The 24,659-nt window shown below is 72.4% G+C and carries 22 protein-coding genes; 16 read left to right on the forward strand and 6 right to left on the reverse strand.

The features are described from left to right. Positions 1 to 3: 3 nt before the first annotated feature. The 13 genes from ACIG47_RS16340 (at position 4) to ACIG47_RS16400 (ending at position 14,682) form a co-directional block, all read left to right on the forward strand. Entirely contained in the window at positions 4 to 1,413 is a 1,410-nt protein-coding gene (locus ACIG47_RS16340; protein WP_397432026.1) for a putative T7SS-secreted protein, read from the forward strand. After that, on the forward strand, positions 1,413 to 2,093 hold the full coding sequence (locus tag ACIG47_RS16345) for a hypothetical protein (protein WP_397432027.1): 681 nt from the start codon (positions 1,413 to 1,415) through the stop codon (positions 2,091 to 2,093). Before ACIG47_RS16340 ends, ACIG47_RS16345 begins: the two co-directional genes overlap by 1 nt. After that, on the forward strand, positions 2,090 to 2,776 hold the full coding sequence (locus ACIG47_RS16350) for a hypothetical protein (RefSeq protein ID WP_397432029.1): 687 nt from the start codon (positions 2,090 to 2,092) through the stop codon (positions 2,774 to 2,776). Before ACIG47_RS16345 ends, ACIG47_RS16350 begins: the two co-directional genes overlap by 4 nt. Next, a complete protein-coding gene (locus ACIG47_RS16355; RefSeq protein ID WP_397432030.1) occupies positions 2,773 to 3,321 on the forward strand; it encodes a hypothetical protein in 549 nt (182 codons plus the stop codon). The genes ACIG47_RS16350 and ACIG47_RS16355 overlap by 4 nt, the downstream gene beginning before the upstream one ends. Before the next feature lie 99 nt (positions 3,322 to 3,420). Further along, a complete protein-coding gene (locus ACIG47_RS16360) occupies positions 3,421 to 3,717 on the forward strand; it encodes a WXG100 family type VII secretion target (protein WP_119144031.1) in 297 nt (98 codons plus the stop codon). A gap of 6 nt (positions 3,718 to 3,723) precedes the next feature. After that, positions 3,724 to 4,002, forward strand: coding sequence for a hypothetical protein (locus tag ACIG47_RS16365; protein WP_397418663.1), 279 nt, complete (start codon positions 3,724 to 3,726; stop codon positions 4,000 to 4,002). 59 nt (positions 4,003 to 4,061) lie between these two features. Then, positions 4,062 to 5,465 carry an NfeD family protein gene (locus ACIG47_RS16370; RefSeq protein ID WP_397432032.1) on the forward strand — a complete coding sequence of 468 codons (1,404 nt, stop codon included), beginning with the start codon at positions 4,062 to 4,064 and terminating at the stop codon, positions 5,463 to 5,465. Continuing rightward, positions 5,462 to 6,142 carry a hypothetical protein gene (locus ACIG47_RS16375; protein ID WP_397432034.1) on the forward strand — a complete coding sequence of 227 codons (681 nt, stop codon included), beginning with the start codon at positions 5,462 to 5,464 and terminating at the stop codon, positions 6,140 to 6,142. Before ACIG47_RS16370 ends, ACIG47_RS16375 begins: the two co-directional genes overlap by 4 nt. Then, the gene (locus ACIG47_RS16380; protein ID WP_397418669.1) at positions 6,139 to 6,837 is read left to right on the forward strand and encodes a hypothetical protein; all 699 of its coding nucleotides are present in this window, start codon (positions 6,139 to 6,141) and stop codon (positions 6,835 to 6,837) included. The genes ACIG47_RS16375 and ACIG47_RS16380 overlap by 4 nt, the downstream gene beginning before the upstream one ends. Before the next feature lie 67 nt (positions 6,838 to 6,904). After that, positions 6,905 to 8,572, forward strand: coding sequence for a LysM peptidoglycan-binding domain-containing protein (locus ACIG47_RS16385; protein ID WP_397432036.1), 1,668 nt, complete (start codon positions 6,905 to 6,907; stop codon positions 8,570 to 8,572). 1 nt (position 8,573) lies between these two features. Continuing rightward, on the forward strand, positions 8,574 to 12,944 hold the full coding sequence (locus ACIG47_RS16390) for an FtsK/SpoIIIE domain-containing protein (protein ID WP_397432037.1): 4,371 nt from the start codon (positions 8,574 to 8,576) through the stop codon (positions 12,942 to 12,944). Between the two features lie 218 nt (positions 12,945 to 13,162). After that, complete coding sequence (locus ACIG47_RS16395) at positions 13,163 to 14,245, forward strand: hypothetical protein (RefSeq protein WP_397432039.1); 1,083 nt, start codon at positions 13,163 to 13,165, stop codon at positions 14,243 to 14,245. A 68-nt stretch (positions 14,246 to 14,313) separates the two neighbouring features. After that, positions 14,314 to 14,682, forward strand: a complete 369-nt coding sequence (locus ACIG47_RS16400; protein ID WP_397418677.1) for a DUF2200 domain-containing protein — start codon at positions 14,314 to 14,316, stop codon at positions 14,680 to 14,682. A gap of 25 nt (positions 14,683 to 14,707) precedes the next feature. On the opposite strand, the gene ACIG47_RS16405 is transcribed toward ACIG47_RS16400, so the two are convergent. Beyond that, on the reverse strand, positions 14,708 to 15,130 hold the full coding sequence (locus ACIG47_RS16405; protein ID WP_397432040.1) for a hypothetical protein: 423 nt from the start codon (positions 15,128 to 15,130) through the stop codon (positions 14,708 to 14,710). A 229-nt stretch (positions 15,131 to 15,359) separates the two neighbouring features. Between ACIG47_RS16405 and ACIG47_RS16410 the strand changes: the two genes are divergently transcribed. Beyond that, on the forward strand, positions 15,360 to 16,385 hold the full coding sequence (locus ACIG47_RS16410) for a DUF222 domain-containing protein (protein WP_397432041.1): 1,026 nt from the start codon (positions 15,360 to 15,362) through the stop codon (positions 16,383 to 16,385). Continuing rightward, entirely contained in the window at positions 16,331 to 16,981 is a 651-nt protein-coding gene (locus ACIG47_RS16415) for a DUF222 domain-containing protein (RefSeq protein WP_397432043.1), read from the forward strand. Before ACIG47_RS16410 ends, ACIG47_RS16415 begins: the two co-directional genes overlap by 55 nt. Positions 16,982 to 17,118: 137 nt before the next feature. On the opposite strand, the gene ACIG47_RS16420 is transcribed toward ACIG47_RS16415, so the two are convergent. Then, positions 17,119 to 17,814, reverse strand: a complete 696-nt coding sequence (locus tag ACIG47_RS16420; RefSeq protein ID WP_397432045.1) for a DUF4232 domain-containing protein — start codon at positions 17,812 to 17,814, stop codon at positions 17,119 to 17,121. A gap of 192 nt (positions 17,815 to 18,006) precedes the next feature. Between ACIG47_RS16420 and ACIG47_RS16425 the strand changes: the two genes are divergently transcribed. Continuing rightward, positions 18,007 to 19,386, forward strand: a complete 1,380-nt coding sequence (locus ACIG47_RS16425) for a family 43 glycosylhydrolase (RefSeq protein ID WP_397432046.1) — start codon at positions 18,007 to 18,009, stop codon at positions 19,384 to 19,386. Positions 19,387 to 19,660: 274 nt separating this feature from the next. Here the strand turns inward: ACIG47_RS16425 and ACIG47_RS16430 are convergent, their stop codons facing one another. The 4 genes from ACIG47_RS16430 to ACIG47_RS16445 all read right to left on the reverse strand — a co-directional run bounded on the left by ACIG47_RS16430 (position 19,661) and on the right by ACIG47_RS16445 (position 24,546). Next, on the reverse strand, positions 19,661 to 21,292 hold the full coding sequence (locus ACIG47_RS16430) for a hypothetical protein (protein ID WP_397432047.1): 1,632 nt from the start codon (positions 21,290 to 21,292) through the stop codon (positions 19,661 to 19,663). Between the two features lie 104 nt (positions 21,293 to 21,396). Further along, positions 21,397 to 22,407: a carbohydrate ABC transporter permease gene (locus tag ACIG47_RS16435; RefSeq protein WP_397432048.1), complete on the reverse strand. Its 1,011-nt coding sequence runs from the start codon at positions 22,405 to 22,407 to the stop codon at positions 21,397 to 21,399. Further along, positions 22,404 to 23,402 carry an ABC transporter permease gene (locus ACIG47_RS16440; protein WP_397432050.1) on the reverse strand — a complete coding sequence of 333 codons (999 nt, stop codon included), beginning with the start codon at positions 23,400 to 23,402 and terminating at the stop codon, positions 22,404 to 22,406. Before ACIG47_RS16440 ends, ACIG47_RS16435 begins: the two co-directional genes overlap by 4 nt. Continuing rightward, on the reverse strand, positions 23,395 to 24,546 hold the full coding sequence (locus ACIG47_RS16445; protein WP_397432051.1) for a Gfo/Idh/MocA family protein: 1,152 nt from the start codon (positions 24,544 to 24,546) through the stop codon (positions 23,395 to 23,397). Before ACIG47_RS16445 ends, ACIG47_RS16440 begins: the two co-directional genes overlap by 8 nt. Positions 24,547 to 24,659: the final 113 nt, after the last annotated feature.

Here is a 24,659-nt window from a genome sequence, read left to right on the forward strand (position 1 = left end):
CGGATGAGCGCCGCTCGCCTCGCGGAATGGAACCTGGTCGGTCACGACTCGGACCCGGTCCCGGCCAGCCCCACCACGCTGGACGGGATCATCGACCACTACCGGAAGATCTCCGAGGCGATGACCGAGCAGTCCGCGCTGCTCAAGCGGATCGGTGACGGCGACGTCCGGCTCCTCAAGGGCAAGTCCGCGGACGCGTTCCGCAAGCGCGCCCGCGAGAGCGCCGACGCCCTCGGCAAGGCCGGCGAACGGTACGCCGACGTGTACAGCGCGCTCGACACCTACCGGCCGGCGCTGGAGACCGCCCGGACCCGTACCTGGGAGGGCGTGACCGCGGCGGAGAACGCCAGCAAGAGCCTGCAGGTCGCCGAGGGCATGCCGGACCCCGTGAACGCCGACCGGCCCGAGGGCGCCAAGCCACTGACGGACGACGAGAAGAAGGACTCGGCGGACCGCGCGGGGGCGATCGACAGCGCCAACGGGAAGCTCGACGCGGCGAAGAAGAAGGTCTCCGACGCCCTCGCGGCCCTCCGGGCCGCCGCCGAGGCCGCGGCCACCAAGATCAGGGAGAACTGGAAGGTCGACGGCCTGCACACCTCGGGCTGGGACGCGTTCGTGCACGGGCTCAACAAGGTGCTCAAGGCGCTGGTCGAGGTGCTGACGTACATCGGGCTGGCGCTCGCGGTGCTCGCGATCCTGGTGCCCGGGCTGAACGTGATCGCGTTCCTCGGCGTCGCGACCGCCGTCGTCTCCACGCTCGCGAGCCTCGTCCTGGCGGCCCAGGGCGAGGGCAGCTGGCTCGGGGTCATCCTCGGGGTGCTGAGCCTGGTGGGGATCGGGGTCGCGGCGAAGATGGCGAGCAGCCTCAAGGGTGTCCAGGGCATCGGGCTGGGCGTGGGAGGAGCGTCGAAGCTGACCAGGATAGAGGCGGACATCGCGAAGAACCTCAGCCTCCTGCGTCACGTGACCGGCCGGCCGGTGGCCAGCAGGATCGTCAGCGACAAGCTGTCCAAGCTCGTTCTGGAGGCGAAGAACCTCAGGGCCTTCCTCGACAAGACGTCGGTGAGCCCGGGTTGGTGGCACATGTTCACCAAACCGAGGTGGGTGCTCAAGGAGGACTGGAGCCGGCTGACGAAGGCGTGGCCCAAGGGCGACTACCGCTGGGACCGGCTGATCGGCATCAGCGACATCAGGGACGTCCGCAAGATCGCGGGCAACATCGGTCTGCTCGGCCCGATGTTCCAGATCAAGCCCTGGATGTATCTCGGCCCGATCTCCTACGGCATCAGCTGGTTCGGCCGTCCGTTCAGCATGATGAACCCCTCGATCCTCAACCCCGACGACCCGCGCAAGAACAACGACGGCTGGCACGACGCCAACTACGCCGGGCTGACCGGGGAGAACCCGGTCTGATGGCCACGGACGGATGGACCTGGCAGGTCGAGCAGCCCGAGGGCTGGTTGCTGGTGCCCGCCGCCGGCATGCTGCCGCCCGACGAGCTCGCCCGGTGGGAGCGAGAGGTGGCGGCGATGATCCACGCGGACCTCGACGACGAGCCGTACACAGGACGGGGCACAGGGCCGGACACAGGGCCGGGCACAGGGCCGGGCGCAGGGGAGGGCGAGGCGCTGCACCAGCTCTACGCCGAGGTGGCGGCGCGGTCCGTGGCGAACCTGCGTGCCTTCGCCGACGGCGTGGTCGGCTCGGGTGCGCGCGTGGCCGCCACCCTCCGCGTGCCGGACGTGACCCCCGTGCCGGTGCTCGTCACGGTCGGCGTGGAACCACCCGGCGACGCGGGTGACGACCTGATGACAGCGCTCGGCTCCACCGGCGGTCACCCCGTCGCGCCGCCCACGATCGAGCACCTCGACCTTCCGGACGGCGACGGCATGCGCGTCACGCGGCTGGACCTCGACGCCGCGACGGGCGGTGCGTGGATGAGCGTCTGCCTCGGACGGCGCACCGAGCACCCCGACGCCGTGGTCGACACCGTGCTCCAGTGGCGGTCCCCCGACCTGCTGCGGGCGCCGGCCATGACCAAGCTGCTCGACGAGCTGCTGCCCGCCGTGCGCGTCACCAGGAGCACACCATGACCGACACGAACGTGGCCGCCGGCAAGCCGACCGATGCCTGGGCCCTGCTGCTCCCGCCGGGCTGGGTGCGGTTCCCGACCGGCGACGAGTTCGTCCGCGAGCTGGACGAGGCGATCGACGCCGTGGTGGCGAGCGCGGTGCCCGACGACCTGCCGCGCGACTCGGCGGAGCCGTACCGCCGTCTCCTGGCCGACGGCCTGCGGGACTCGCTCACCGACGCCCGCACCGCGGGTGCCGGGGCGGTGTACCTGCCCACCGAGCCGATGAACGGGGTGATGATCCCTGCGTCCCTGACGGAGGTGGAGCTGGTCAGTGACGCGGGAGCCGACCCGCTCGCGGTGGCCGCGGAGGTGCTCGTCGAGGGCTACGAGGAGAGCGAGCTCGTCGAGGTCGACGGACGTCCGGGCGTCCGCCTCCTGGACACGACCCCTGAGACGGACCAGGGCGACGACCTCCCGCCGATCTCGACCCGGCAGGTCGTGTACGTCGTGTCGCGGGACGAGACCGACGGCGAGTGGCTCGTGCTCTCGTTCAGCACGGTCTGGAACAGCGAGGAGTCCGAACGGCTCGCCGAGGCCCTGGTGTTCTTCTTCGATGCCGTGATGACGACCTTCCGCTGGGCCGGGCCCGGCGCGAACCCGCTGGACCTCCCCGTGGCGGAAGACGCCGGAGACCCCTCGTGACCGACCCGACGGGCACAGGGTCGGTCCCGGCAGTCGGCGGCTCCACGGACCGCTGGGCCTTCGTGCTGCCCGCCGGCTGGGAGCGGTTCCCCGGCGAGGCGGGGGCGCTCGCGGTCTACCGGCCCGTGACGCGCGAGGCAGGCAGCGGTGCCCCGGTGTCGATCACGGAGGTGGAGCTGGACGGCGTCGGCGGGCGCAGTGCCGAGGAGGTCGGTGCGCTGATCCTGTCCCACGGGTACGCGGGGTGCGAGCCGGTGGAGCTCGGTGGGCGACCGGGCGTGCGGCTGACGAGCGACCGCTCGGTGCGGCAGCCGTCCGGCCGGGCCGTGGTGGCGCACCAGGTCACCTACGTGGTCTCGCGGGACGACGCCGACGGCGCGTGGCTGGCGCTCACGCTCAGCACCGCCTGGGACAGCACACCCGCCAAGGCCCTGTCCGACGCGCTCGTGGCGTTCTTCGACGCGGCCATGGGCACGTTCTCGTGGGTCGGGCACGGTGCGCAGCCGCGGCACCTCCCGCCGCGGAGGGTGCCCGGATCATCCTGAGACGAGTGTGATCTACGATCCAGTTTCACCCATCCGATTCGTGTACTATCACCCTGTTTTTCGACGAGTTTCCACGAGGCAACGCGAGAGGACCGGGCCATGGCGAACATCAAGGTGACCTTCCAGGAGATGGAAGACGCTGCGCAGCGGATGAAGCAGGAGTCGGATGACATGCAGTCGAAGCTGAACCAGCTGCGGTCGATGGTGGACTCGCTGGTGCAGGACGGGTATGTGACGGACAAGTCGTCGAAGGCGTTCGATGAGTCGTACAAGGAGCTGGACAAGGGTGGCAAGCAGGTGATGGAGGGTCTGACGGGTATCGGTGACTACCTGAAGCAGGCCGCCGACGCGCTGCGCAAGACCGATGAAGAGCTCGCCAACGCGCTGAACAAGTAGTCCGCCGTGGCTGACGTCATCGTCACCAAGGAGGTCATCAACGAGGGCGCCGAGCAGCTCAAGGGTGTCCTCCACGAGCTCGAGCACATGAGCGAGAAGTGGGACGGCGGCGACATCTTCGGCCACAAGAAGGTCGCCGGCGCCATGGACGACTTCATCGACGACTGGTGGGTCAAGCGCGAGAAGCTCCAGGAGAACGTCAAGGACCTCCAGGAAAAGATGGAGCAGTCCGCCGAGGCCTGGGACAGCGTCGAGACCGACCTGGAGGGCTCGCTGAAGTCCTAGGGCTCGTCCGGCGAGAACCCGACGCCCCGCACCGAACGTGCATCACCGAAGGAGACTGGATGAGCGCCGCCCGCGCGGGTCAGTGGGACCTGCTCGGCTACGACTCCGACCCCGTTCCGGCCGACGGGTCGGAGCTGACGGGTCTGATCAGGCACTACAAGAACATCGCCGACGCGATGACCGCGCAGGCGGCGCTCCTCAAGAAGATCGGCGAGGGGGACGAGAACCTGCTCAAGGGTGAGTCCGCCGACGCCATCCGCGAGCGTGCCGGGAAGACCCACGAGAACCTCGGCAAGGCGGGGGCCCGGTACGACGACGTCCACGCGGCGCTCAAGACGTACCAGCCGGAGCTGCAGACGGCGCGCTCGGAGACGGCGAAGGCCCTGGCCGCCGCCGAGGCGGCCGCCGGGGACAAGAAGGGCGCCGAAGGCCTGCCCGACCCGGAGAACGAGAGCCGGTCGGACGACGACCCGCCCCTGACCGACGACGACCGCCAGGCGTCGCGCGACCGGGCGAACAAGATCGCCGAGGCCGAGGGCGATCTGGAGGCCGCGCGGACCAAGGCGGCCAAGGCCATGGCGGCGCTGGACGCGGCGGCGGAGGCCGCCGTGACCAAGATCAAGGAGAACTGGAAGACCGACGACCTCCACCACACGTGGCAGGAGGCGGCCTACCACGGGTTCATGAAGTTCCTCAAGGGGCTCGTGGAGGTGCTCGGCTGGATCGGCATGGCCCTGGCCATCGTGGCGATGATCATCCCAGGACTGCAATGGCTCGGGACGGCGGCGCTCGTCGTGGGCCTCGTCGCGCTGGGCGGGTCCGTGGTGCTGGCCGCCACCGGCGAGGAGAGCTGGATGGGCGTGGTCTGGGGCGCCCTCGGCGTGCTGACCGCCTTCGGCGGCAAGTGGGCCTCGAAGCTGATCGAGAAGGCGACCACGGGACTGAAGAGCGTCGCGAACGCCGCCAAGGTCACGAAGATCGGCCAGATCGGCGAGCTCACGAAGCAGGGGTCGCTGCTGACCAAGCTGGGGCAGCTCAGCGTCAAGCCGTTCCGGATCACCACGGGCATGGTCGACGACGCCGCGAAGGCGAACAGCATCAAGATCGCCGAGGCGCTGAACAGCGTCAAGGGCCTGGACAACGCCCTGAAGATCAATCCCGCGGCCTGGAAGGTGTGGGAGTTCTCCGCCGCCATCGGCCTGGGCGGCACCAAGAAGTTCAAGGAGATCAGCGCGGCCATCGACAACCTCGGGCTCCCGATGATCCACAGCGTGATCCCCAAGCGGGTCTACGCCCTGGGTTCGGGCATGTGGTTCGTCGGCTTCGCGTCGGGCGCGTGGAGCACCGGCGTCCCGGGCACGTCGTTCGACGGGGAGGACCTCCGCAACAACTTCGACGGGACGAAGCCGTTCGAGGAAGAGCACATGACGACCCCGTACAAGGGTCCGGAGGGCCTGGAATGACGACGATGACAGGGACCGCCGTCGGGCAGGAGCCGACGTGGACCGTCGACCCGCCGGAGTGGTGGACGGTGGTGCCCACGACCCGGTCGGAGTCGGCCGGGGCGATCGCCGCCTGGCAGGACGGCGTGGTCGAGGCGGTCCGGCGGGCGCTGGAACTGCGGATCGCGGAGGACGAGGCGTCCGAGGGCGACGCGCCCGGCGACGAGATCTCCGCCGAGGAGCGTGCCGAGCTGCACCAGCAGGTCGCCGCCGCCGTCGAGAACCTGCGGACCTACGCCGACGAGGTGCCGGAGGGCACCCGGGTCGTGGCCCTGCTCGGGCTGCGGGACCACGGCCCGGTCCCGGTCCTGGTGAGCGTGGCGGCGGGGGAGCCGGACGCGCCGGACGACGCGTTGCTGCGGGCCGTGGGAGCCACGGGTGGCACCCCGTTCGAGGCGCCGAACGTCGAGTACCTCGACCTGCCCGACGGCGACGGCGTCCGCGTCACCCGCCTCGACATCGCCCCCGACGGGAGCGCCTGGCTGAGCATCGGCCTTGGCCGGCGCACCGAGACCTCCGACGGCGTGGTGGACACCGTGATCCTGTGGCGTACCCAGGACCTCTTCATCGTCGACACGGTGAGCGAGGCGCTCGACGAGCTGCTGCCCGCCGTGCGGACCACCGGGAGCGCGACATGACCCAGGACCAGGCCACCGGGCCCGAGGCGCGGAGCGGCAAGCCGACCGACGCCTGGCTGATGCTGCTCCCGCCCGGGTGGGCGCGGTTCCCGACGGGCGAGGGCCGGGAGCGCGAGCTGGACCGCGCGATCGAGGAGGTCGTCCTGCGGGCGCTGCCGGACTCGATGCCGCGTGACAAGGTCGAGCCGTTCCGCCGCATGCTGCGCGACGAGCTGTACAAGAACCTCAGCGAGGCGCGCGACGCCGGCACGGGGGCCGTCTACCTGCCGACCGAGCCCATGGAGGGCGTGCAGGTTCCCGCCTCCATCGCGGAGGTGGAGTGGGTGGGCGAGGCCGGCAGCGACCCGCTGCAGGTGGTGGCCGCCGTGCTCGGCGACGACTACGAGGACAGCGACCTGGTCGAGCTCGACGGGCGCCCCGGCGTCCGCGTGGTGCACACCCGGCACCGGGCACGGCGCGACGACACCTGGCCGGAGCTGTCCACCCGGCAGGTGGTCTACGCGGTGTCCCGCGACGAGGAGGCCGGCGAGTGGCTGCTCCTGTCGTTCTCGACGGTGTGGAACAACCACAGCTCCCAGATGCTCGCCGAGGCCCTGGTCCTGTTCTTCGACGCCGTGATGACGACCTTCCGCTGGGCGGGGCCCGGTGCCGACCTCCAGGGGATCCCTGAGCGCGTGGTGCCCGGCTCCGCCTGAGCGCGACCACGAACGACCTGCCCGACGAACCCATCGACGCAGCACCACATCTGAAGACGGAGCAACAGTGCACCTGGTCCACCGCACCGCCGCCGCGCTCGCCGCGGCGGCCCTGTCCCTGGCCGCCGCGGCGGCCGTCACACCCGCGGCGGGCCTGACCGCCGCGCCGACCGTTCCCGCCTCCGTCGTCGCCGGGCCGGCTGCCGCCGCACCGGTCGCCGCGCACCCGGTCCGCGCTGCCGGGGACGAGGACGTCAAGTACTACGTCGTCCAGGCCTCCCCGGACGGCACGCCGGAGTTCCTGTTCGAGCTGGCCGAGCGGTTCCTGGGCGACGGCAACCGCTACATGGAGATCTTCGAGCTGAACGAGGGCCGCACCCAGCCCGACGGCAACAAGGTCACCAAGCCCGAGATCCTGGTGCCCGGCTGGGTGCTGGAGATGCCCGCCGACGCCAAGGGCGAGGGCATCGAGACCGGCCCGCTGCCCGCCGGGGTGTCCGAGCCGGGAGAGCCGGCGGGCGGCGCGTCCGAGCCGGCCGCCGGCGAGCAGTCGGCTGCGCCGGAGGTGCCGTACTACATCGTGGCGACGACGCCGGAGGGCGAGCCGGAGTTCCTCTACGGCATCGCCGAGAAGCTGCTGGGCGACGGCGAGCGCTACCGGGAGATCTTCGAGCTGAACAAGGGGCGCGAGCAGCCCGACGGTCAGAAGATGACCACCGAGGACGTCGTCGAGGTGGGCTGGGTGCTCCAGATGCCCGAGGACGCCGAGGGTGAGGGGCTGCAGCACGGCCCGCTGCCCGTCGCGGGCCAGGAGTCGGCGCCCGCGTCGAGCCCGGCGACCACGCCGTCGGCGGACGAGACCACCGGCGGGTCGGCCGACATCGTGCCGATCGTCGTGGGTGTCGCGGCCGTGGTGGTGCTGCTGGTGGGTTCGCTCGTCGCGTACGTGCTGCTGCGCCGTCGCACGAAGGGCGGCGAGCCGTTCGACGACAGCCTGCTGCGCACGGACACGTCGTCGGCCTGGATGGTGGACCGGGCGCTGCGCGTGCTGGTGGCCGCGTGCGAGCGGGACGGCCTGCCCGTGCCGGGCATCGCCGCGGTGTTCATCGAGGGCTCCGCCCTGCGGGTGCGGCTGTCCAACCCCGCCACGCCCGCGCCGGCGCCGTGGGTCGCGAACGAGGACGGCGCGAGCTGGTCGGCGCCCCTGGGCCGGCTGCAGGCGGACCCGGCGTCGACCGATCCGACCTCGCGGTTCTCCCGCCTGGTCACCGTGGGCGTGGCCGATACCGGCCGCGTGCTGGTGGACTTCGGCCAGGCCCGCGGCCTCATCAGCCTGGACGGCCCCACGCGGGCCCGCCACGAGGTGCTGCGCCGCTGGCTGGGCGAGTTCACGGGCAACCCGTGGTCGGACGACCCGCGCGTGGTCATGGTCGGCAACGGGCTGCCGCAGGCCGAGCTCGCGGAGCACCTGAACACCGTGGAGCAGCTCGTGCCCGAGCTGGAGTCGGAGGCGGGCGGCGTGCTGGTGCTGTCGCAGGCGCCGTCCGTGTCCCAGGTCGACATGCTGGCGGCGCGGTTCGCCAACCCGCGGTTCAGCTGGGTCGTGATCGTCCTCGGCGCCGTCCCCACCGCGAAGTGGCGCTTCACCGCCGACGACGCCGGCTGGCTGCGCAGCGGGTTCCTGCCCGAGGTGCGGTACAACGACGCGACGTCGGTGCGCCGGGCGGGGGAGTGACATGCATGCCCTGATCACAGCGCGGCACAGGGAGCGCGAGGCGCTGCTCGCCCTCGACGTGGACGAGGCCACCGAGACGGCCGAGCTCGCCGCCCGGCTGGGCGCGGAGGTGGGCGCCCCGCGGGGCGGCGTCCTGCACGTCGACGGCCGCCCCGTGGGCGGCACCGAGGCCGAGCGCCTGGTGGGCGGCACGCCGCTGCGGGACGGTGCGGTCGTGACGTTCGGCGGCGCGGACGCCGCGCCTGCACCGGCCGGCCCCGTGGACCTGTGCGTCACCGGCGGTGTCGGCGCGGGAGCCGTGGTGCGGCTCGGCGTCGGCGAGTCGGTGGTGCAGGTGGACCGCGAGGGCGGCATCCACGTGGACGGACGGCGTGACGGCACCCTGCCGGTCCTGGCCGTGGCGGTGGGGATGGACGGCACGGTCCGCGTGCGGCGCGTGCCCGACCCCCGGTCGGCGGGCCAGACCGTCGAGCTGGACCGGTCGGAGGAGCCCCTCGGCGAGCAGGAGGAGGCCTGGCCGGCCGGCACCCAGGTGCGGGTGGGCCGCACGGTGCTCACCGTGCAGGCTGCGACCCGGTCGGACGCCGACCTGCGGCCCGGCAAGGAGCCCGGCACGCTCGACTACAACCGGCCGCCGCGGCTCCTGCCGCCCATGCCGGCGACCCGCTTCCGGCTGCCCGCCGAGCCGTTGCCGCCGTCGCGCAACCCGCTGCCCTGGCTGGCCATGGCCATGCCGGCGGTGCTGAGCGTCGTCTCCGCGATCGCCTTCCAGAACCTGATGTACCTGTTGTTCGCCCTGGCCTCGCCCCTGATGTACCTGGGGAGCTGGTGGACCTCCAAGCGCAACGGGAAGGTCACCTATCGCGAGCAGGTCAAGAAGCACCAGGAGGAGCGCGCGGCTCTGGAGGCCGAGGTGCTCGACGCCGTGCGGCGCGAGCAGCACCGGTACCGGGTCTCCAGCCCGGGCGCCGCGGAGCTGCGGCTCATCGCGACCACGCCGACGCGCCGCCTCTGGGAGCGCCGCTCGACCGACCCCGACCACCTGGCCGTGCGGCTCGGCCTGGCGGACATGACCAGCCAGGTCGAGGTCGAGGACAGCGCCGAGCCCGAGCACCGGCGCAAGACGCGGGCCACCATGCGGTCGGTCCCGGTGACGGTGCCGCTGCGAGAGGCGGGCGTCGTCGGCCTCGCGGGTCCGGGGGACTGGCCGCGGCGCCGGGCCCGCTGGATGGTGGGCCAGCTCGGCGTGCTGCAGAGCCCCCGCGACGTGCAGGTGTACGTGCTGACCGCGACCGAGCACGTGGCCGAGTGGGCCTGGGCGGCCTGGCTGCCGCACGTGCGGCCCTCGTTCGGGCAGGACGCCGTGGCCATGATCGGTACCACCACCGAGACGCTCGCCGCGCGCGTCGCCGAGGTGAACGCCCTGATCACCGAGCGCCGGGCGGCCATGGAGAAGGCCCACGGCACCACCGTGGGCGGCCCCCAGGTGGTCGTGGTGCTCGACGGCGCCCGCCGGCTGCGCGCCCTGCCCGGCGTCGTCACCATCCTGCGCGACGGGCCCGGCGTGGGCGTCAGCGTGGTCTGCCTCGACGGCGACGAGCAGCTCCTGCCTGAGGAGTGCTCGGTCGTCGCCCTGGCCCGCGCCGAGGGTGGCATGCTGCTGCGCCGGCACGACGCCGACGACGTCCGCCGGATCACCGTCGACGAGGTCGAGGACTCCTGGTACGAGCCCGTGGCCCGCGCCGTCGCCGCCACGCGCGACGTCACCGCGACCGAGGGCTCGGGGCTCATCCCGGACTCGGCGCGCCTCGTGGAGGTGCTCGGCATCGAGGACCTGGACGGGCCCACGGCGCTGCAGCGCTGGAAGGCAGGATCGGGCTCCACGGACGCCGTCGTCGGCGTCTCGCTGGACGGGCCGTTCCACCTCGACCTGGTCCGGGACGGGCCGCACGCGCTGGTCGCGGGCACCACCGGTTCCGGCAAGTCGGAGTTCCTCCAGACGGTCGTGGCGTCGCTGGCCGTGGTGAACACGCCGCAGACCATGAACTTCGTGCTCGTGGACTACAAGGGCGGTGCCGCGTTCAGCCAGTGCGAGCTGCTGCCCCACACCGTCGGCATGGTCACCGACCTCGACACCCACCTCGTGGAGCGGGCCCTGGCCTCCCTGCGCGCCGAGCTGACCTACCGCGAGCACGTGCTCGCGGAGATCGGCGCCAAGGACCTGGAGGACTACCTCGACGCCCAGCGGCGCGGCCACGTGGGGCAGACCCTGCCGCGCCTGCTCATCGTCATCGACGAGTTCGCCTCGATGGCGCGCGAGCTGCCCGACTTCGTCACCGGCCTGGTCAACATCGCCCAGCGCGGGCGCTCGCTCGGCATCCACCTCATCCTGGCCACGCAGCGGCCGTCCGGCGTGATCTCGCCCGAGATCCGCGCGAACACCAACCTGCGCGTCGCCCTGCGGATGACCGACGCCGGGGAGTCCTCCGACGTCATCGACTCCCCGGAGGCCGCGCAGATCGCCAAGTCGCAGCCCGGCCGGGCCTACGCCCGCCTCGGGGCGGCGTCGCTGCTGCCCTTCCAGTCCGCCCGGGTGGGCGGACGGCGGCTGTCGACGCGGCAGGCCGCAGAGGTCGAACCGCCGTACATCGCCCGGATCGGCCTCGGCGACCTCGGGGCCCCCGCGCCTCGGCGGCCCAAGGCGGCCCGGACGGAGAACGTCCAGACCGACCTGTCCGCCGTCGTGGACGCGCTGCGGGAGGCTGCCGTGCTCGGCGAGCTGCCGCAGCCCCGCCGCCCCTGGCTGCCCGCGCTGTCCGAGCTGCTGTCGCTGGACACCGTGGCACAGCCCGCATCCCCCTCGGCCTTCGCGTGGGCGGTGGAGGACGACCCGGCCGCGCAGCGGCAGGGCCCCGCCGTCATCGACCTGGACGAGTTCACGCACCGGTACGTCGTGGGCGCCCCCGGCACCGGCCGGTCCACGGCCCTGCGCACGACGGCGTTCGCCGCCGCCGAGCGGATGTCCGTGGCCGACCTGCACCTGTACGGGATCGACTGCGGCAACGGGGCGCTCGCGGTGCTGGACGAGCTGCCGCACACGGGCGCCGTCGTGCAGCGCGGGCAGGAGGAGCGGGCCACGCGCCTGCTCACCCGCCTCACGGCCGAGCTGGGTCGCCGGCAGAAGGTGCTGGGCGACGGCAACTACGCCAGCGTCACCGAGCAGCGCGAGCTGGCGCCGGCCGGCGAGCGGCTGCCGCGGATCATGCTGCTGGTCGACCGGTGGGAGAGCTTCGTGTCCACCTACGGCGAGGTCGACGGCGGCGCCCTGGTGGACGCCGTCCAGGAGCTGCTGCGCGACGGCGCGAGCGCGGGCATCCACCTGCTGCTCGCGGGCGACCGCTCCCTGCTGTCGAGCCGGATGGGCGTGCTCACCGACGACGCGGTGGTGCTGCGGCTCACCGACAAGTTCGACTACGGGATGGCCGGGATCGCGCACAAGAACGTGCCGGACGAGGTGCCCGCCGGGCGGGCCTTCCGGTCCGGTTCCGGGCGCGAGGTGCAGGTGGCGATCCTCGGCGAGGACCCCGCAGGGCGGGCCCAGACCGCGGCCGCCCGCACGCTGGCCGCCGCGATCCGGGAGCGCGAGGACGTGGTGCCGGGCACCGGCCCGTTCCGGGTCGACGACCTGCCCTCGACCATCACCGCCGAGGCCGCGTACGCCTACGCCGGGCCCGAGGCCGCCAAGCCGCTGTGGGCGATGCTGGGCGTGGGCGGCGACGACCTCACGGCGTACGGCATGGACCTCGCGGGCGACGCGCCCACGTTCATCGTGGCCGGACCCGCCCGCTCGGGCCGGTCCACGATGCTCGCCGTGATGGCCCGGTCCATGCTGCGCGGGGGTACGGAGCTCGTGCTGGTCGCCCCGCGGGCGAGCGCGCTGCGCGACCTCGCCGGCCAGCCGGGTGTGCGGGCCCTGATCACGGACCCGGACGAGGTGACCGAAGAGGCGCTCGCACCGCACCTGGACCCCGACGGCACCCCGGTGGTGCTCGTCGTGGACGACGCCGAGCTCGTGGCCGACGCCCCCGCCAAGTCCTGGCTGCGGGCCTATCTGCGCACGGCGAGCGACAACCAGCGCGGGCTCGTCATCGGTGGCGACGCCTCCGAGGTGGCCGGCGGGTTCTCCGGCTGGCAGGTCGACGCCAAGAAGAACCGGCGCGGTGCCCTGCTCAGCCCGGCGGACCGGTTCGACGGCGACCTCGTCGGGGCGAGCCTGCCCCGGTCGGCCGTGGTATCGCAGGTGAGCCCTGGCAAGGCGCTGGTGCACCTCGGGTCCGGGGAGCTGATGACGTTGCTGGTACCGACGCTGTAGGGGGTCGCGGGCGAGGCGGCCGGCGGTCCGTGGGGGACCGGCGGCCGCTTCGTGCTTCGGCGATGTTGGCTGCTGTTTGGTGCCTGGTGCCTGGTGCCTGGTGCCTGGTGCCTGGTGCCTGGTGCCTGGTGCCTGGTGCCTGGTGCCTGGTGCCTGGTGGCCGGTGCCTGGTGGCGTGGCGGTCGCGCGGGGGGCGGGCGGCGTGCCACGGTAGGAGCGTGCCCGCGCAGGACCCGACGGACCTCGACGCCGCCGTCGAGCGGCTCTACACGAGCCCGCTCGACGACTTCGTCGCGGGGCGTGCCGCGGCCGTCCGCCTGGCGGCTGACGCGGGCGACCGCCTGGGCGCCGAGCGGATCAAGCGCCTGCCCAAGCCGTCGGTCGCCGCGTGGGTGGTCAACCAGGTCGTCCGGGACAGGCCGGAGGAGGTCGCGGCGCTCACGACTCTCGGCGACGAGCTGCGGGCGGCGACGGCGGACCGGGACCGCGGACGGATCCGGGCACTGGACCACCTGCGGCGCGAGCGGACCGAGGCGCTGGTCCGCGCGGTGCGCGAGGCGGGCGAGGTCCGCGGGCGGGCGGTCTCGGCGGCCGTGCTCGACCGGCTCACCGAGACCCTGACGGCGGCCGTGATGGATCCCGACGCCGCCGCGGCGGTCCGGGCCGGCCGCCTCTCGCGTGCGCTGCAGCACGTCGGGTTCGGGATCGTGGACGAGCAGGGCGAGGACGCCGACCTGGTCGCACTGCGGCCGGGTGGCGGTGGGTCTGCTGACGGCGGGTCGGGTGGTGTTGGGTCAGGTGATGGCGGTGCGGTTCATGCCGGGCCGGGTGATGGCGAGACGGGCGGTGGCGAGACGGGCGGTGGCGAGACGGGCGGTGGCGAGACGGGCGGTGGCGAGACAGGCGGTGGCGAGACAGGCGGTGGCGAGACAGGCGGTGGCGAGACAGGCACAGGCGAGACGGACGCGGACGGCGCCGCGGATCTCGCCGAGGCCGAACGAGCCGTGGCGGAGAGTGCCGCTCGGGTGGACCGGCTGGAGGACCGCCGCGACGGCGTGCGGGACCGGCTGCACGCCGCGGACACGGCGGTCGAGCGCGAGCAGGAGGAGGTGCGGCGGCTCGACCTGGAGCTCGAACGGCTCGGCGCCGAGCGCGACGCGGCACGGCGGTCGCTCGACGAGGCACGGGCCGCCGCCGACGAGGCTCGCGCGGAGCTGGCCGTCGTCGACGACGAGCTCGATGCGGCCGAGGACCAGGCCGCCGAGGCCCGGCGTCGTCGGCGGCGGGCGCGCGAGCGCTGACGCCCGCGGGCCTGGCGCAATCAGGCTTCTCGAGGCCCGCTGTCAGTGGGCTCGGTTATGGTCGAGGCATGGCGCGACACCGGATCTTCAGCATGAGCTTCGCCAGCATCTACCCGCTCTACGTGGAGAAGGTGGAGCGGAAGGGCCGTGGCCGGGAGGAGCTGGACCAGGTCATCACCTGGCTCACGGGGTACGACGACGCCGGGCTGCGCACCGCGATCGACACCGGGGTCGACCTGGAGACGTTCTTCGCCGAGGCGCCCGCGATGAACCCGAACGCGGCCCTGATCAAGGGTGTGATCTGCGGGTACCGGGTCGAGGAGATCGAGGACCCGTTGATGCAGCAGATCCGGTACATGGACAAGCTGGTGGACGAGGTCGCGCGCGGCAAGAAGATGACGTCGATCCTGCGGGGGAGCGACCGGGTGGCGGGCTGACCGGCCCCGACCGGTCGCACGGAGCCTACGAGCCGGCGGAGTGCGGCCACTCGACGACGTCGTCGAGGACCGGGGGCTCGTAACCCGGGCCCTTGAGCACCTTCCCGTCGGCCCGACGCAGGACGCGGCCGTCGTCGCCGATCTTGCTCATGTTGGACCGGTGTACCTCGACGAAGACGGCCGGCAGATCGATGCCCAGCGTGTCCGCGGCACCGTAGGTGACGTAGAGGACGTCGGCGAGCTCCTTGGCGACCGCCCGGTAGGCGGCGGCCGGGTCCGCGCCGGAACGGAGGGCCTCCGCCAGGTCCGTGAGTGCTTCGGCCGCCTCGGCGGCTTCCTCGACCAGGAGGGTTCGCCGGTGCTCCGCCACGTCGGGGTGTCCGGTCCTGGCCTCGCCGTCGAACGTCGTGCGGAACTCGGCCACCCGGCGCATGGGTTCGTGGTCCATGGGGGATGAGCCTATGTCTGGCTCTCGGCGTGCGGGTGGCCGGGTGTGGTGCGGTTGTCCACAGATTCAGGATTCGCGCTGCGCTCCGTACGAATGTTCGAGATGATGGTTCCGGAAGAGAGTGGCGGACGGGGCAAGGGGGTGGTGCCAGGTGGAGTGGTCGGTGAGCGGGACGATCCCGGGCGGTGCTCCGGATGGTGCTGTGGGCGGTGGCCCTGGTGGCGCGCCTGTGGCTGTGGAGCGCGGGGCTGCGGGTGGGATGTCGGGCGGTTCGGCCGGCGTCGGCATGTCCGTGGAGGCGTGCCCGGCCGGCTCTCTGGAGGGGGTGCTGGACCGGATCGAGGCGGCGGTGGAGGATCTGGCCGGCCTGGTGGCGCCGGGGGTCCTTGACGGATGGGGCGCTCCCGCCGTGTCGCGGTTGGTGGAGATGCACGGTCGGGTGCGGCGGGCGGTGGGCCGGTTGGAGGGTGTCCGATGGGTGGTGCTGCCGCGGATCGAGGAGGAGGGGTCGTGGCGTACGGGTGGGATGTCGCGGACGTTCGCGTCGTGGCTACGCCTGCGGGAGGGTGTGTCGGCTTCGACGGCGCGTAAGGACGTGTCCGTTGCGCGGCGGTTGGAGCAGGCACTGCCCGAGACCCGCGACCGGGTGCTGGCGGGGCGGCTGGGCGTGGATCATGCCCGGGTGATGGCGGAGACGGCACCCACGAGCGGGACGCGGCGGGATGCGCTGGCGTGGCTGATCGATACCCGCACGGGTGAGCCCACGACACCGGAGGTGTTCGTGCAGTCGGTGCCGGTGGACTTCCCCGACCCGGTCGACGACCCGGACGGGTCCAGGACGCGGGACCTGATCACGCGGGTGCTGGAGGGCGCAGTCTCTGAGGGAACCGTGGTCACGGGCGAAGCCGTGGTGCTGGGTGAGGCGGACGGGTTGAACGCGGACCAGTTCCGGGTGGTGGCACGCCGGTTCGCCACCGTGGTCGACCCGGACACGGACGACGTCCTGGATGACAAGGCAGCCCAGGGCGAGTTCCTGGACCTGTCCAGGACGCTGGGTGGTTTCCATGTGGCGGGGTTCCTGACCGACGAGCACGGGGCTCTGGTGCAGGCAGCGCTGGGTGGGGTGATGGGCGTACCGGCGGTGGGAGACGACCGGTCCCCGGGCAGCGGCGTGCGCACGGGTTGGCGGACCTGGCCCGGGTGGTACTGGACACCGATCAGGCCTCGCCCGGGGCTGCGGTGCGCCCGCACCTGAACGTGACGGTGTCCTGGTCGGAGCTGGCCACCCAGGTCACCCGCACCCGTGAAGGACTGTGCGTCACCTGCGGGCAGGCTACGCCAGGCCGAGCGGCGACCGCCGGACGTGTGGGTCTTGCCGGAGGTGCGGTGTTCACCGAGTCCCGTGACCGGGTCCCGCGTGCCCTGCTGCGCCGCCTGGCCTGCGACAGTGCGATCACCCGGATCGTGTTCGGCTCCGACGGTGCGGCACTGGACGTGGGCCGTGCCCAGCGCACGGTCACCGGGCAGATGCGCCGTGCCGTGATCGCCCGTGACCGGCACTGTGTCTACCCCGGGTGCGATCAACCACCCTCCCGGTGCGAGGTCCACCACGCCATCACCCACTGGGCCCAGGGCGGATCCACCAGCGTGGCCAACAGCGCCCTGCTGTGCTGGTACCACCACCAGCTCGTCGATGCCCGAGGCATCGCCATGCACTGGACCGGCAAACCCACCACCGGGGCCACGGGGGCCACCCTGCTCGAGACCGGTTGGGCCTTCACCGACACCTACGGGCAGCCCATCCGGCTACCCGAACCCATCGACGGCCTGCCCGAGACACGAGCCGCATGACCCCGCACCGGCGCGGACGCACCGCAGACCACGGGGATGCACTGCGAGGCGAGTCAGGGTTCCTCCGGCGCGGCCCGGCGGCCAGGCTGGAACGCGCCTCTCCGAGGGGCCACGGTTCGTCCAGCACCGGCCACCCATCACTCACCCGGCTGGAACGCGCCCACCTCCAGCAGCTCCTGCTCCGCGCTCGCGCAGCCCACGAGCGTCAGCTCGTCGTCCTGCACGAACAGCGATCGGGTCTCCCCGGGCGGGTAGACGCGGAGTCCGTCCGCGGGCGTCTGTCGGCACTCGTCGCCGTAGTTCTCGGCGTTCGAGACGAGCACGACGGCGTGCGCGGCGTCCCCCGGGGCGAGCGTCACGGGCTCGTGCGGGCTCGACCGGTCGAGGGTCGCGGCTGCGCCGATCTGCGTGCCGTCGCCGTCCCCGACGAAGGACGCGCCCGGCCAGCCCTGCAGCACGCAGTCGGTGCCGGACGTGTTGGTCAGCACGATCGCGACCTCGTAGTGCCCGGCCGACCCGCCACCCTCGATCGGCGCGAGGCTCCCGGCGAGGTCCGGCGTCAGGCAGCGCGTCGACTCCGGGGCCGCGCCGTCACCCGCCCCGTCCGACGCCGTCGGGGTGCCGCCGGGTGCAGTGTCGGTGGCGGTCGGCTGCGAGCCGTCCGACGGGGACTCCGTGGTGCTCGGCGGCGACGTGGTGACCGACGGTTCCGCGGTGGGTGTCCCTGACGTGGCGCTGTCGTCGGCGGACGTGCCCGAGCAGCCCGTGGTCGCGAGCAGCAGGGCGGCGGCCGCGACTCCGTACGACCAGGTCTTGCGCTGTCGAGTGATCACGTTTTCACCCTACGACGGGAGTTGACCGAAGCAACCGATGGAGTAGATGGGACGGAGGCCGCACCTGCCGCACAGGCATCCGTCCCGCTCCCCGGGAACCTTTCTGTCGTGTCTTGAGCGGCGAAATCTCACTGGTTAGCGTCCGATCCGACGCGCGGCGCCGGTGCCGCGCGCGGAAGGAGGACGGTGCAGATGACTGGCTTCGGGAACGAGCTCCCCGTCGACCGGCGGTCGGTCCTGGCGGGTGCCGCAGGAGTCGCCGGCTCACTCGTGGCGGGTCTCGCGCTCCCCGTCACGGCTGCGGCGGCGCCCGGGCGGAGCGAGGCGCGCGGGACGGCCGGGGGTGGGGCGCCCGCCGCGCCGCAGGGAGGCCGCTACCCCCGCAACTGGCCCGATCCCGAGCCCTACGGCGTCGCGGACACCCGCACCGACCTGTGGCCGCGCGACGACAACTCCTTCGTCCTGCCGTTGGAGCTGCGCCCCCGGGACCAGGAGCTGGGGCGGGTCTGGATCCGGGACACCTACGTCAACTGCTTCGTCGTCGACGGCCGGCCGGTCTACGTCGCGACCGGCACCACGCGTTCACCCGGGCTCCCGGCCGCCGGCCCGTGGAACGACGGCATCTTCCTGTGGACGGCGCCGTCGCTGCGCGGTCCGTGGCGCCTCGCCGACACCACGGGCATCCGGCCGGACGCCGAGCGGGGCAAGGTCTGGTCCCCGGAGTTCGCCGGGGAGAACCGGCCGGGCCGCACCGTCGTCGCCCCGTGGCAGGAGTACTGGGACGACCACGGCCAGTTCGGCAAGCGCGGCAACGCCTGGGCCCCGGAGGTGCACTACTTCCGCGGCACCTGGTACATCGTGGCCTGCATGGGCGACCACTCCACCAAGGTGGGCTCGTTCCTGCTGATCAGCGAGGGTGGTCCCGAAGGCCCGTACCGGCTCGCCGAGGGCAACGTGCACAAGCCCTTCGGTGACCCGTTCATCGGCGGCCCGTCGTTCATCGCGCCCGGCGCGTACCACCACATCGACGGCAGCATGTACACCGAGGGCGACGACGCCTGGCTGGTGCTGCACAACCACCTGTACGCGCCGTTCCGCGACGACATGGAGGACATCGTCCCCACCACGAACCTGCCGCTCTTCCAGCAGTCGCCCTACACGCCCGAGCCGTACCTGGAGGGCGCGTACGTGTTCCGGTACGGCGGCAGGTACTTCCTCGTGCACGCCGCGTGGGACCGCACCTCGACCAACGCCGACGGCAGCACGCGCAACGCGTACGACCCGCCCGGGACCGGTCGCGTCCAGTACCAGTACGACGCCGTCGTCGCCGTCGCCGACCGGTTCGAGGGGCCCTACTCGGAGCGCTGGACCGCCGGGGTCGGCGCGGGCCACAACAACTTCTTCCTCGATCACCACGGCCGGCCGTGGGCGACCTTCTTCCGCAACCCGGCCGCGGGCTACTGGTCCGACCCGGCGCGGGTCGGCGACGCGGCGGCGGCCGGCGTCGTCCGCCTGGAGTGGACTGGCCCGGACGGCAACCGCCTCTACGTCGCCCGGCGGCCGGGCAGCTAGCACTCGCCGCGCCGGCCGCTGGCGCCCAGCGTCCCGGCTGCCGACGCCAAGCGGGCGGCGGCTGAGCGGAGCGCGGACGAGCGCCCCCGGCACCCTGCGTCTGGCGGTGCGGAGGCGGCGGCTCGCGCCCGACGCCGCCGACGGCACGCGGCAGTCCGGTACCCCGCGGCCGTCCCCGCTAGCACCCGAAAGTGCGCTTCTACCCAGCGATCACGCCCGGAAACCCGATGGTTCTTGGGCGCAATCGCTGGGTAGAAGCGCACTATCCGGCGTGTCAGCCGTTTCGGTCCGCCAGGGCCTGCTCGTACTCGTCGCGGATCTTGTCGCCGCCGCCCCTCACCCACGCGTCGGCGGCCGCCGACCAGTCGCTGACGGGCTTGCGCCCGGCCAGGATGTCGTTCTCCGCGGACACGAGCCGCTCGCCGAGCTGGCCGCCCTTGCGGCTGGCCGTGTCGCTGAAGAGGCCTTGCACCGGGTTGCGCACGGCCGTCGGCACGACGGCGGCCTGGGCGTCGTGCTCCGCCTGCGCGACGTCGGGGTCGCCCGCCTGGAAGTTCACCCACGGGCCCTCGACGACGTACTTGAGGCCGAGCTGGATCTCGGTGCGGCCCTTCTCCGTGAGGACCGGGTCGGTGCCGTCGAGCTCGTGGTGCACGCCCTCGACACCGTAGGTCCGGAACAGGTGCTCCTCGGAGCCGAACGGGGCGGCCAGGTAGTTCAGCACGTCGAGCAGGGCCTCGACGCGCGACTCGGACTTCGCGCTGATGGACGTGATGTTCTGGACCGGCGCGCCCAGGTGGATGCCTGCCGTCCCGCCGCCCTCGGCGAGCGGCGGGGGCGCGACCGAGAGCTGGAACTGGTCGTCGATCGGGTAGTTCGAGAAGTCCGGCCAGGCGCTGAACGTGTCGTCGAGCATCCGGATGGTGCCGTTGACGAGCCACGTCTTGCGCTGCGGCTGGGTGGCCGGGACGCCGTCCGGGTGCACGAAGCCGTCGGCCACCAGGCGCCGGCCGAGCTCCAGCGCCTCCTGCTGACGCTCGTGCAGGTTCGCGCTGGTCAGCTTGCCGCCGTCCTCGGACCAGCCGTTCGGGATCTCGTACATCTGGCGCAGGTGCCCCAGCGGCACGCGCCCGAGCGCCCAGGTGTTGCCGCCGGAGAGCTCCTTGCACAGGTCGTAGAACTCCTCGGCCGACTTCACGTTCGGGTCGATGCCCTCGGCGTCGAACCAGTCCTGGCGGGCGTAGAACACGCCGCTCTGGGCGGGCCCGCGGGGCACCGGCACGGCGAAGATCTTGCCGTTGTAGACGCAGGACTGCCAGCTCTCGGTGGGGATGTTCGCCAGGAACGGGTACTTCTTGACCGCGTCGCCCGACAACAGGTCGGTGAGGTCGGTCGCCCGCTCCTCCAGGAGGCTCGGCAGGCCGGGCACGTCGGCGGGGAACATCTCGAAAAGGTCCGGCAGCCGGTCGCCGGCCACCGTGGTCTGGAACCGGTCGGAGTAGTCACCGGCCGGGGTCAAGGCGATCGTCAGGGCGAACCCGAGCCGCTCGTGCAGCGCCTGCCAGTACGCGTTCTCCTCGACCGACGGCGGGACGGGCGTGTTCGTCAGCCCGAAGATGCCGATGTCCTTGCCGTCCCCGGGCGGGCCGTCGGTCACGGCCTTCGGGGCTGCCGGGTACTTCAGCATCGTGTCGGGCACGCCGTCGGTGCCCTTGATGTCCATCGGCACCCCGGTGTACGGGACGTAGGTGGGCAGCACCACGGAGGCGTTGCCGGCCAGGGCGTCGCCGCCGCGGCCCTCGTTGCTGCAGCCCGCCAGGCCGAGCAGCGCGAAGGCGCCCAGGACGCTCCCTCCCTTGAGCAGGCTGCGGCGGCTGAGGCCGGGATCGGTCAGAAAGCTGTTCATGACTACTCCTCATCGAGTGATCGAGTGATCGGGTGATCCGAGTGGTTCGAGTGATTCCAGCCACGGGATTCCCGCGACGGGATTCCCGCGACGCCGAGAAGACCTCAGCCCTTCACGGCGCCGGTGAGCATGCCCTTGGCGAAGTGCCGCTGCAGGAACGGGTAGACCAGCAGCACCGGCACGATGGAGACCACGAGGATCGCCATCTGCAACGACGTCTGCGGTGGCAGGGACGCGGCGTCGATGCCGAGGTCCTGCGAGCCGAGCTGGGCGCCGTCGACCACGTAGGTGCGCAGCACGAGCTGCAGGGGCCACTTGCTCGCGTCCGACAGGTAGAGCAGCGCGTTGAAGAACGCGTTCCAGTAGCCGACGCCGTAGAACAGGCCGACGACGGCGAGCACCGGCTTGGACAGCGGCAGGCCGATGCGCCAGAACAGCTGCCACTCGGTGGCGCCGTCGATCCGGGCGGCGTCGATCACCTCGTTCGGCAGCTGCACGAAGAACGCGCGCACGACCACCACGTTGAAGGCGGAGACCGACGTCGGGATGATCAGCGCCCACAGCGTGTCCAGGAGGCCGAGCCGCTGGACCACGAGGTAGCTCGGGATGATGCCGGGGTTGAAGAGCAGGCTGATCAGCACCACGAGCAGCATCGCCCGCACGCCGAACGCACCCTTGCGGCTCAGTGCCCAGCCGAGCGTGGTGGTCAGGGCCAGGCTCAGCGTGGTGCCGATCGCGGTGACCAGGATGCTGATCCAGAGCGCCTGCGTGACCACGCCGCCGGCGAAGATCATCTGGTAGGCGCTCAGGTCGATCCCCGTGGGCAGCAGCACGAAGCCGCCGGCCTCGGTGACCTGCTCGGGCGTGGCCAGGCTGGTGGAGACGATGCCGACGAACGGCAGGATCACCAGCGCGCAGGCGATGGTCAGCACGATGCCCTTGACGGTCCGCTCGAACGGGCCGGGCATGGCCACGCCGTCGATCACGGCGCTCCGGGTGCCGCGGCCGGCCGGTCCTCCGGCGCCGGTGGTGCGCCCGGCGCGGCGGCCCGGGGGAGTCGCGCCGGCGCCGCGGCCCGTGCTCTCGCCGGCCCCCGCTGTCATGGTCGTGCTCATGCTCGGTACACCCCTTCCTCGCCGAAGGCGTGGGCGGTCTTGTTGGCGACGAGGACCAGGGCCAGGCCGATCAGGCCCTTCACGAGTCCGACGGCGGCCGCGACACCCCAGAACCCACCCAGGACGCCCTGGTTGTAGACGTAGGTGTCGAGCACGTCGGACACCCCGAGGCCGACCGCCTGCTGCTGGAGGATGAGCTGCTCGAACCCGACGCTCAGGGAGTCGCCCAGCTTGAGGATGAGCAGCATGATGATGATCGGCCGCATGCCCGGCAGGGTGATGTGCCAGGTCTGACGCCAGCGGGAGGCGCCGTCGACGGCCGAGGCCTCGTACAGCGACTTGTCGATCCCGGCCAGCACCGCCAGGAACAGGATGGTCGCCCAGCCCGTGTCCTTCCAGATCACCTGCGACGTGATGAGGGCGTAGAAGGCGTCGGCGTTGCCGATGATGTCGATCGGCTCCCAGCCGTGCGACCGCAGGAAGTTGTTCAGCAGGCCGGCCCCGCCGAGCACCTGCTGGAACACGGCCACCACGATCACCCAGGACAGGAAGTGCGGCAGGTAGAGCACCGACTGCACGATCTGCCGCACGCGGTTGGACACCAGGCTGTGCAGCAGCAGCGCCAGGATGATCGGCGCCGGGAACACGAAGACGGTCTGCAGCAGCGTGATGATCAGGGTGTTGCGCAGCGCGGCGAGGAACTCCGGGTCGCCCGAGAACAGGATCTGGAAGTTCTCGAAGCCGACCCACAGGCTGCGTTCGATACCGAGGTAGGGCTGGTAGTCCTGGAACGCGATGACGTTGCCGCCGAGCGCCAGGTACTGGAAGACGATGATGACCGCCATCCCCGGCAGGGCCAGCAGCAGCACCGCACGGTCCCGCGCCAGCCGTTTCCACCAGGGCAGGTGACGCCGGGTCTGCGACGGGGGCGACGCCGGTGTCGTGCCCGCCCCGGCCGGCCGACGTTCGGGCGAGGTCGCCAGGCGCTCAGGCATGGGACGACTCCTCGACGTCGGGGCGGGCACCGGCGTGCAGCCGTCGCGTGGCCCCCTCCGGATCGCCGCCGTGCAGCGCGGCCACGAACGGGTCGTCCCCGGTGAGCTCCGAGCGCAGCACGGTCCGGCCGGTCAGGGCCGACCGGTACATGCCCGTGATCAGCTCGAGGGAGCGGCGCCCGTCGGCCCCGCTGGCACGGGGGCGCTCGCCGCGCTCGAACGAGCCGACCAGCGAGGCGAGCTGGGCGGCGTGCGAGCTGCGCACGTCGTCGGCAGGGGGCCAGCCGGCCACGCGGTCGGTGTCCGTGACGTGCGGTGCGGGGGTCCAGCGCCAGTCGTCGTTGCCGTACCCGTACAGGTGCTCCACCTCGACGGTCGCATCGCTGAGGTCGAACCGCAGGTAGCTGGACTGCCGGGGGGAGAGCAGGCTGTTGACCACCGAGCACACCACGCCGGAGGAGAACCGGACCATCGCGAGCGAGATGTCCTCGGTCCGGACGTCGCGGTCCAGCGTGGCCATCTCGGCGGTGACGCTGTGCCAGTCGCCCAGCAGGGACAGCAGCAGGTCCATCTGGTGGATCCCGTGGCCCATCGTGGGGCCGCCGCCCTCCGTCTCCCAGCGGCCGCGCCACGGCACGTCGAAGTAGGCAGGCGGGCGGTACCAGAGGGTGTGGCAGACGGCGACGAGCGGGCGGCCGAGCGAGCCGTCGGTGAGCTGGGCGCGCAGCCGCTCCGCGCCGCTGCCGAACCGGTGCTGGAACACGTAGGCGGCGTACGGCCCGCCCTCACGCTCGTGCGCGGCGATCTCGTCGTACTCGGCCAGGGACAGGGCGGGCGGCTTCTCGCACCACACCCAGGCGCCTGCGTCGAGCGCCGCGACGGCGGTCTCCCGGTGGTTGCCGGGCGGCGTCGCGACGACGACGAGGTCCGGGTGCTCGGTGCGCAGCATCGCGTCCAGGTCGGTGTACCGGCCGGGGACCGACCAGTCGTCCGCCGTCCGGTGCAGCGACTCGGTGTCGACGTCGACGAGGGCGACCACCGTGGCCCGGTCGCCGAGGGCGGCCAGGGCCGGCAGATGGCTGCCGCGCGCGATGCCACCGGCGCCGACGACGGCGGCACGCAGGGGTGCGGGGGATTTCTTCACGGGCTGCTCCATCGCAGGGTGATCGATCACTGTTTCCGGGATACCGTAGGAGGTGATCGATCACTTTGCAAGGGTCCCGGCTCGTGACCGCCCGGCTGGCGGGCGGGAGGCAG

It is taken from the genome of Promicromonospora sp. NPDC052451, assembly GCF_044547525.1.
GTDB lineage: Bacteria > Actinomycetota > Actinomycetes > Actinomycetales > Cellulomonadaceae > Promicromonospora.

What these genes read in the sequence shown, in the direction of transcription:
- ACIG47_RS16370 (WP_397432032.1), top strand. Translation starts at nt 4,062, where the DNA reads ATGAGCGCCGCCCGCGCGGGTCAGTGGGACCTGCTCGGCTACGACTCC.
- ACIG47_RS16345 (WP_397432027.1), top strand. Translation starts at nt 1,413, where the DNA reads ATGGCCACGGACGGATGGACCTGGCAGGTCGAGCAGCCCGAGGGCTGG.
- ACIG47_RS16440 (WP_397432050.1), bottom strand. Translation starts at nt 23,402, where the DNA reads ATGCCTGAGCGCCTGGCGACCTCGCCCGAACGTCGGCCGGCCGGGGCG.
- ACIG47_RS16400 (WP_397418677.1), top strand. Translation starts at nt 14,314, where the DNA reads ATGGCGCGACACCGGATCTTCAGCATGAGCTTCGCCAGCATCTACCCG.
- ACIG47_RS16435 (WP_397432048.1), bottom strand. Translation starts at nt 22,407, where the DNA reads ATGAGCACGACCATGACAGCGGGGGCCGGCGAGAGCACGGGCCGCGGC.
- ACIG47_RS16375 (WP_397432034.1), top strand. Translation starts at nt 5,462, where the DNA reads ATGACGACGATGACAGGGACCGCCGTCGGGCAGGAGCCGACGTGGACC.
- ACIG47_RS16430 (WP_397432047.1), bottom strand. Translation starts at nt 21,292, where the DNA reads ATGAACAGCTTTCTGACCGATCCCGGCCTCAGCCGCCGCAGCCTGCTC.
- ACIG47_RS16340 (WP_397432026.1), top strand. Translation starts at nt 4, where the DNA reads ATGAGCGCCGCTCGCCTCGCGGAATGGAACCTGGTCGGTCACGACTCG.
- ACIG47_RS16380 (WP_397418669.1), top strand. Translation starts at nt 6,139, where the DNA reads ATGACCCAGGACCAGGCCACCGGGCCCGAGGCGCGGAGCGGCAAGCCG.
- ACIG47_RS16350 (WP_397432029.1), top strand. Translation starts at nt 2,090, where the DNA reads ATGACCGACACGAACGTGGCCGCCGGCAAGCCGACCGATGCCTGGGCC.
- ACIG47_RS16425 (WP_397432046.1), top strand. Translation starts at nt 18,007, where the DNA reads ATGACTGGCTTCGGGAACGAGCTCCCCGTCGACCGGCGGTCGGTCCTG.
- ACIG47_RS16360 (WP_119144031.1), top strand. Translation starts at nt 3,421, where the DNA reads ATGGCGAACATCAAGGTGACCTTCCAGGAGATGGAAGACGCTGCGCAG.
- ACIG47_RS16405 (WP_397432040.1), bottom strand. Translation starts at nt 15,130, where the DNA reads ATGGACCACGAACCCATGCGCCGGGTGGCCGAGTTCCGCACGACGTTC.
- ACIG47_RS16390 (WP_397432037.1), top strand. Translation starts at nt 8,574, where the DNA reads ATGCATGCCCTGATCACAGCGCGGCACAGGGAGCGCGAGGCGCTGCTC.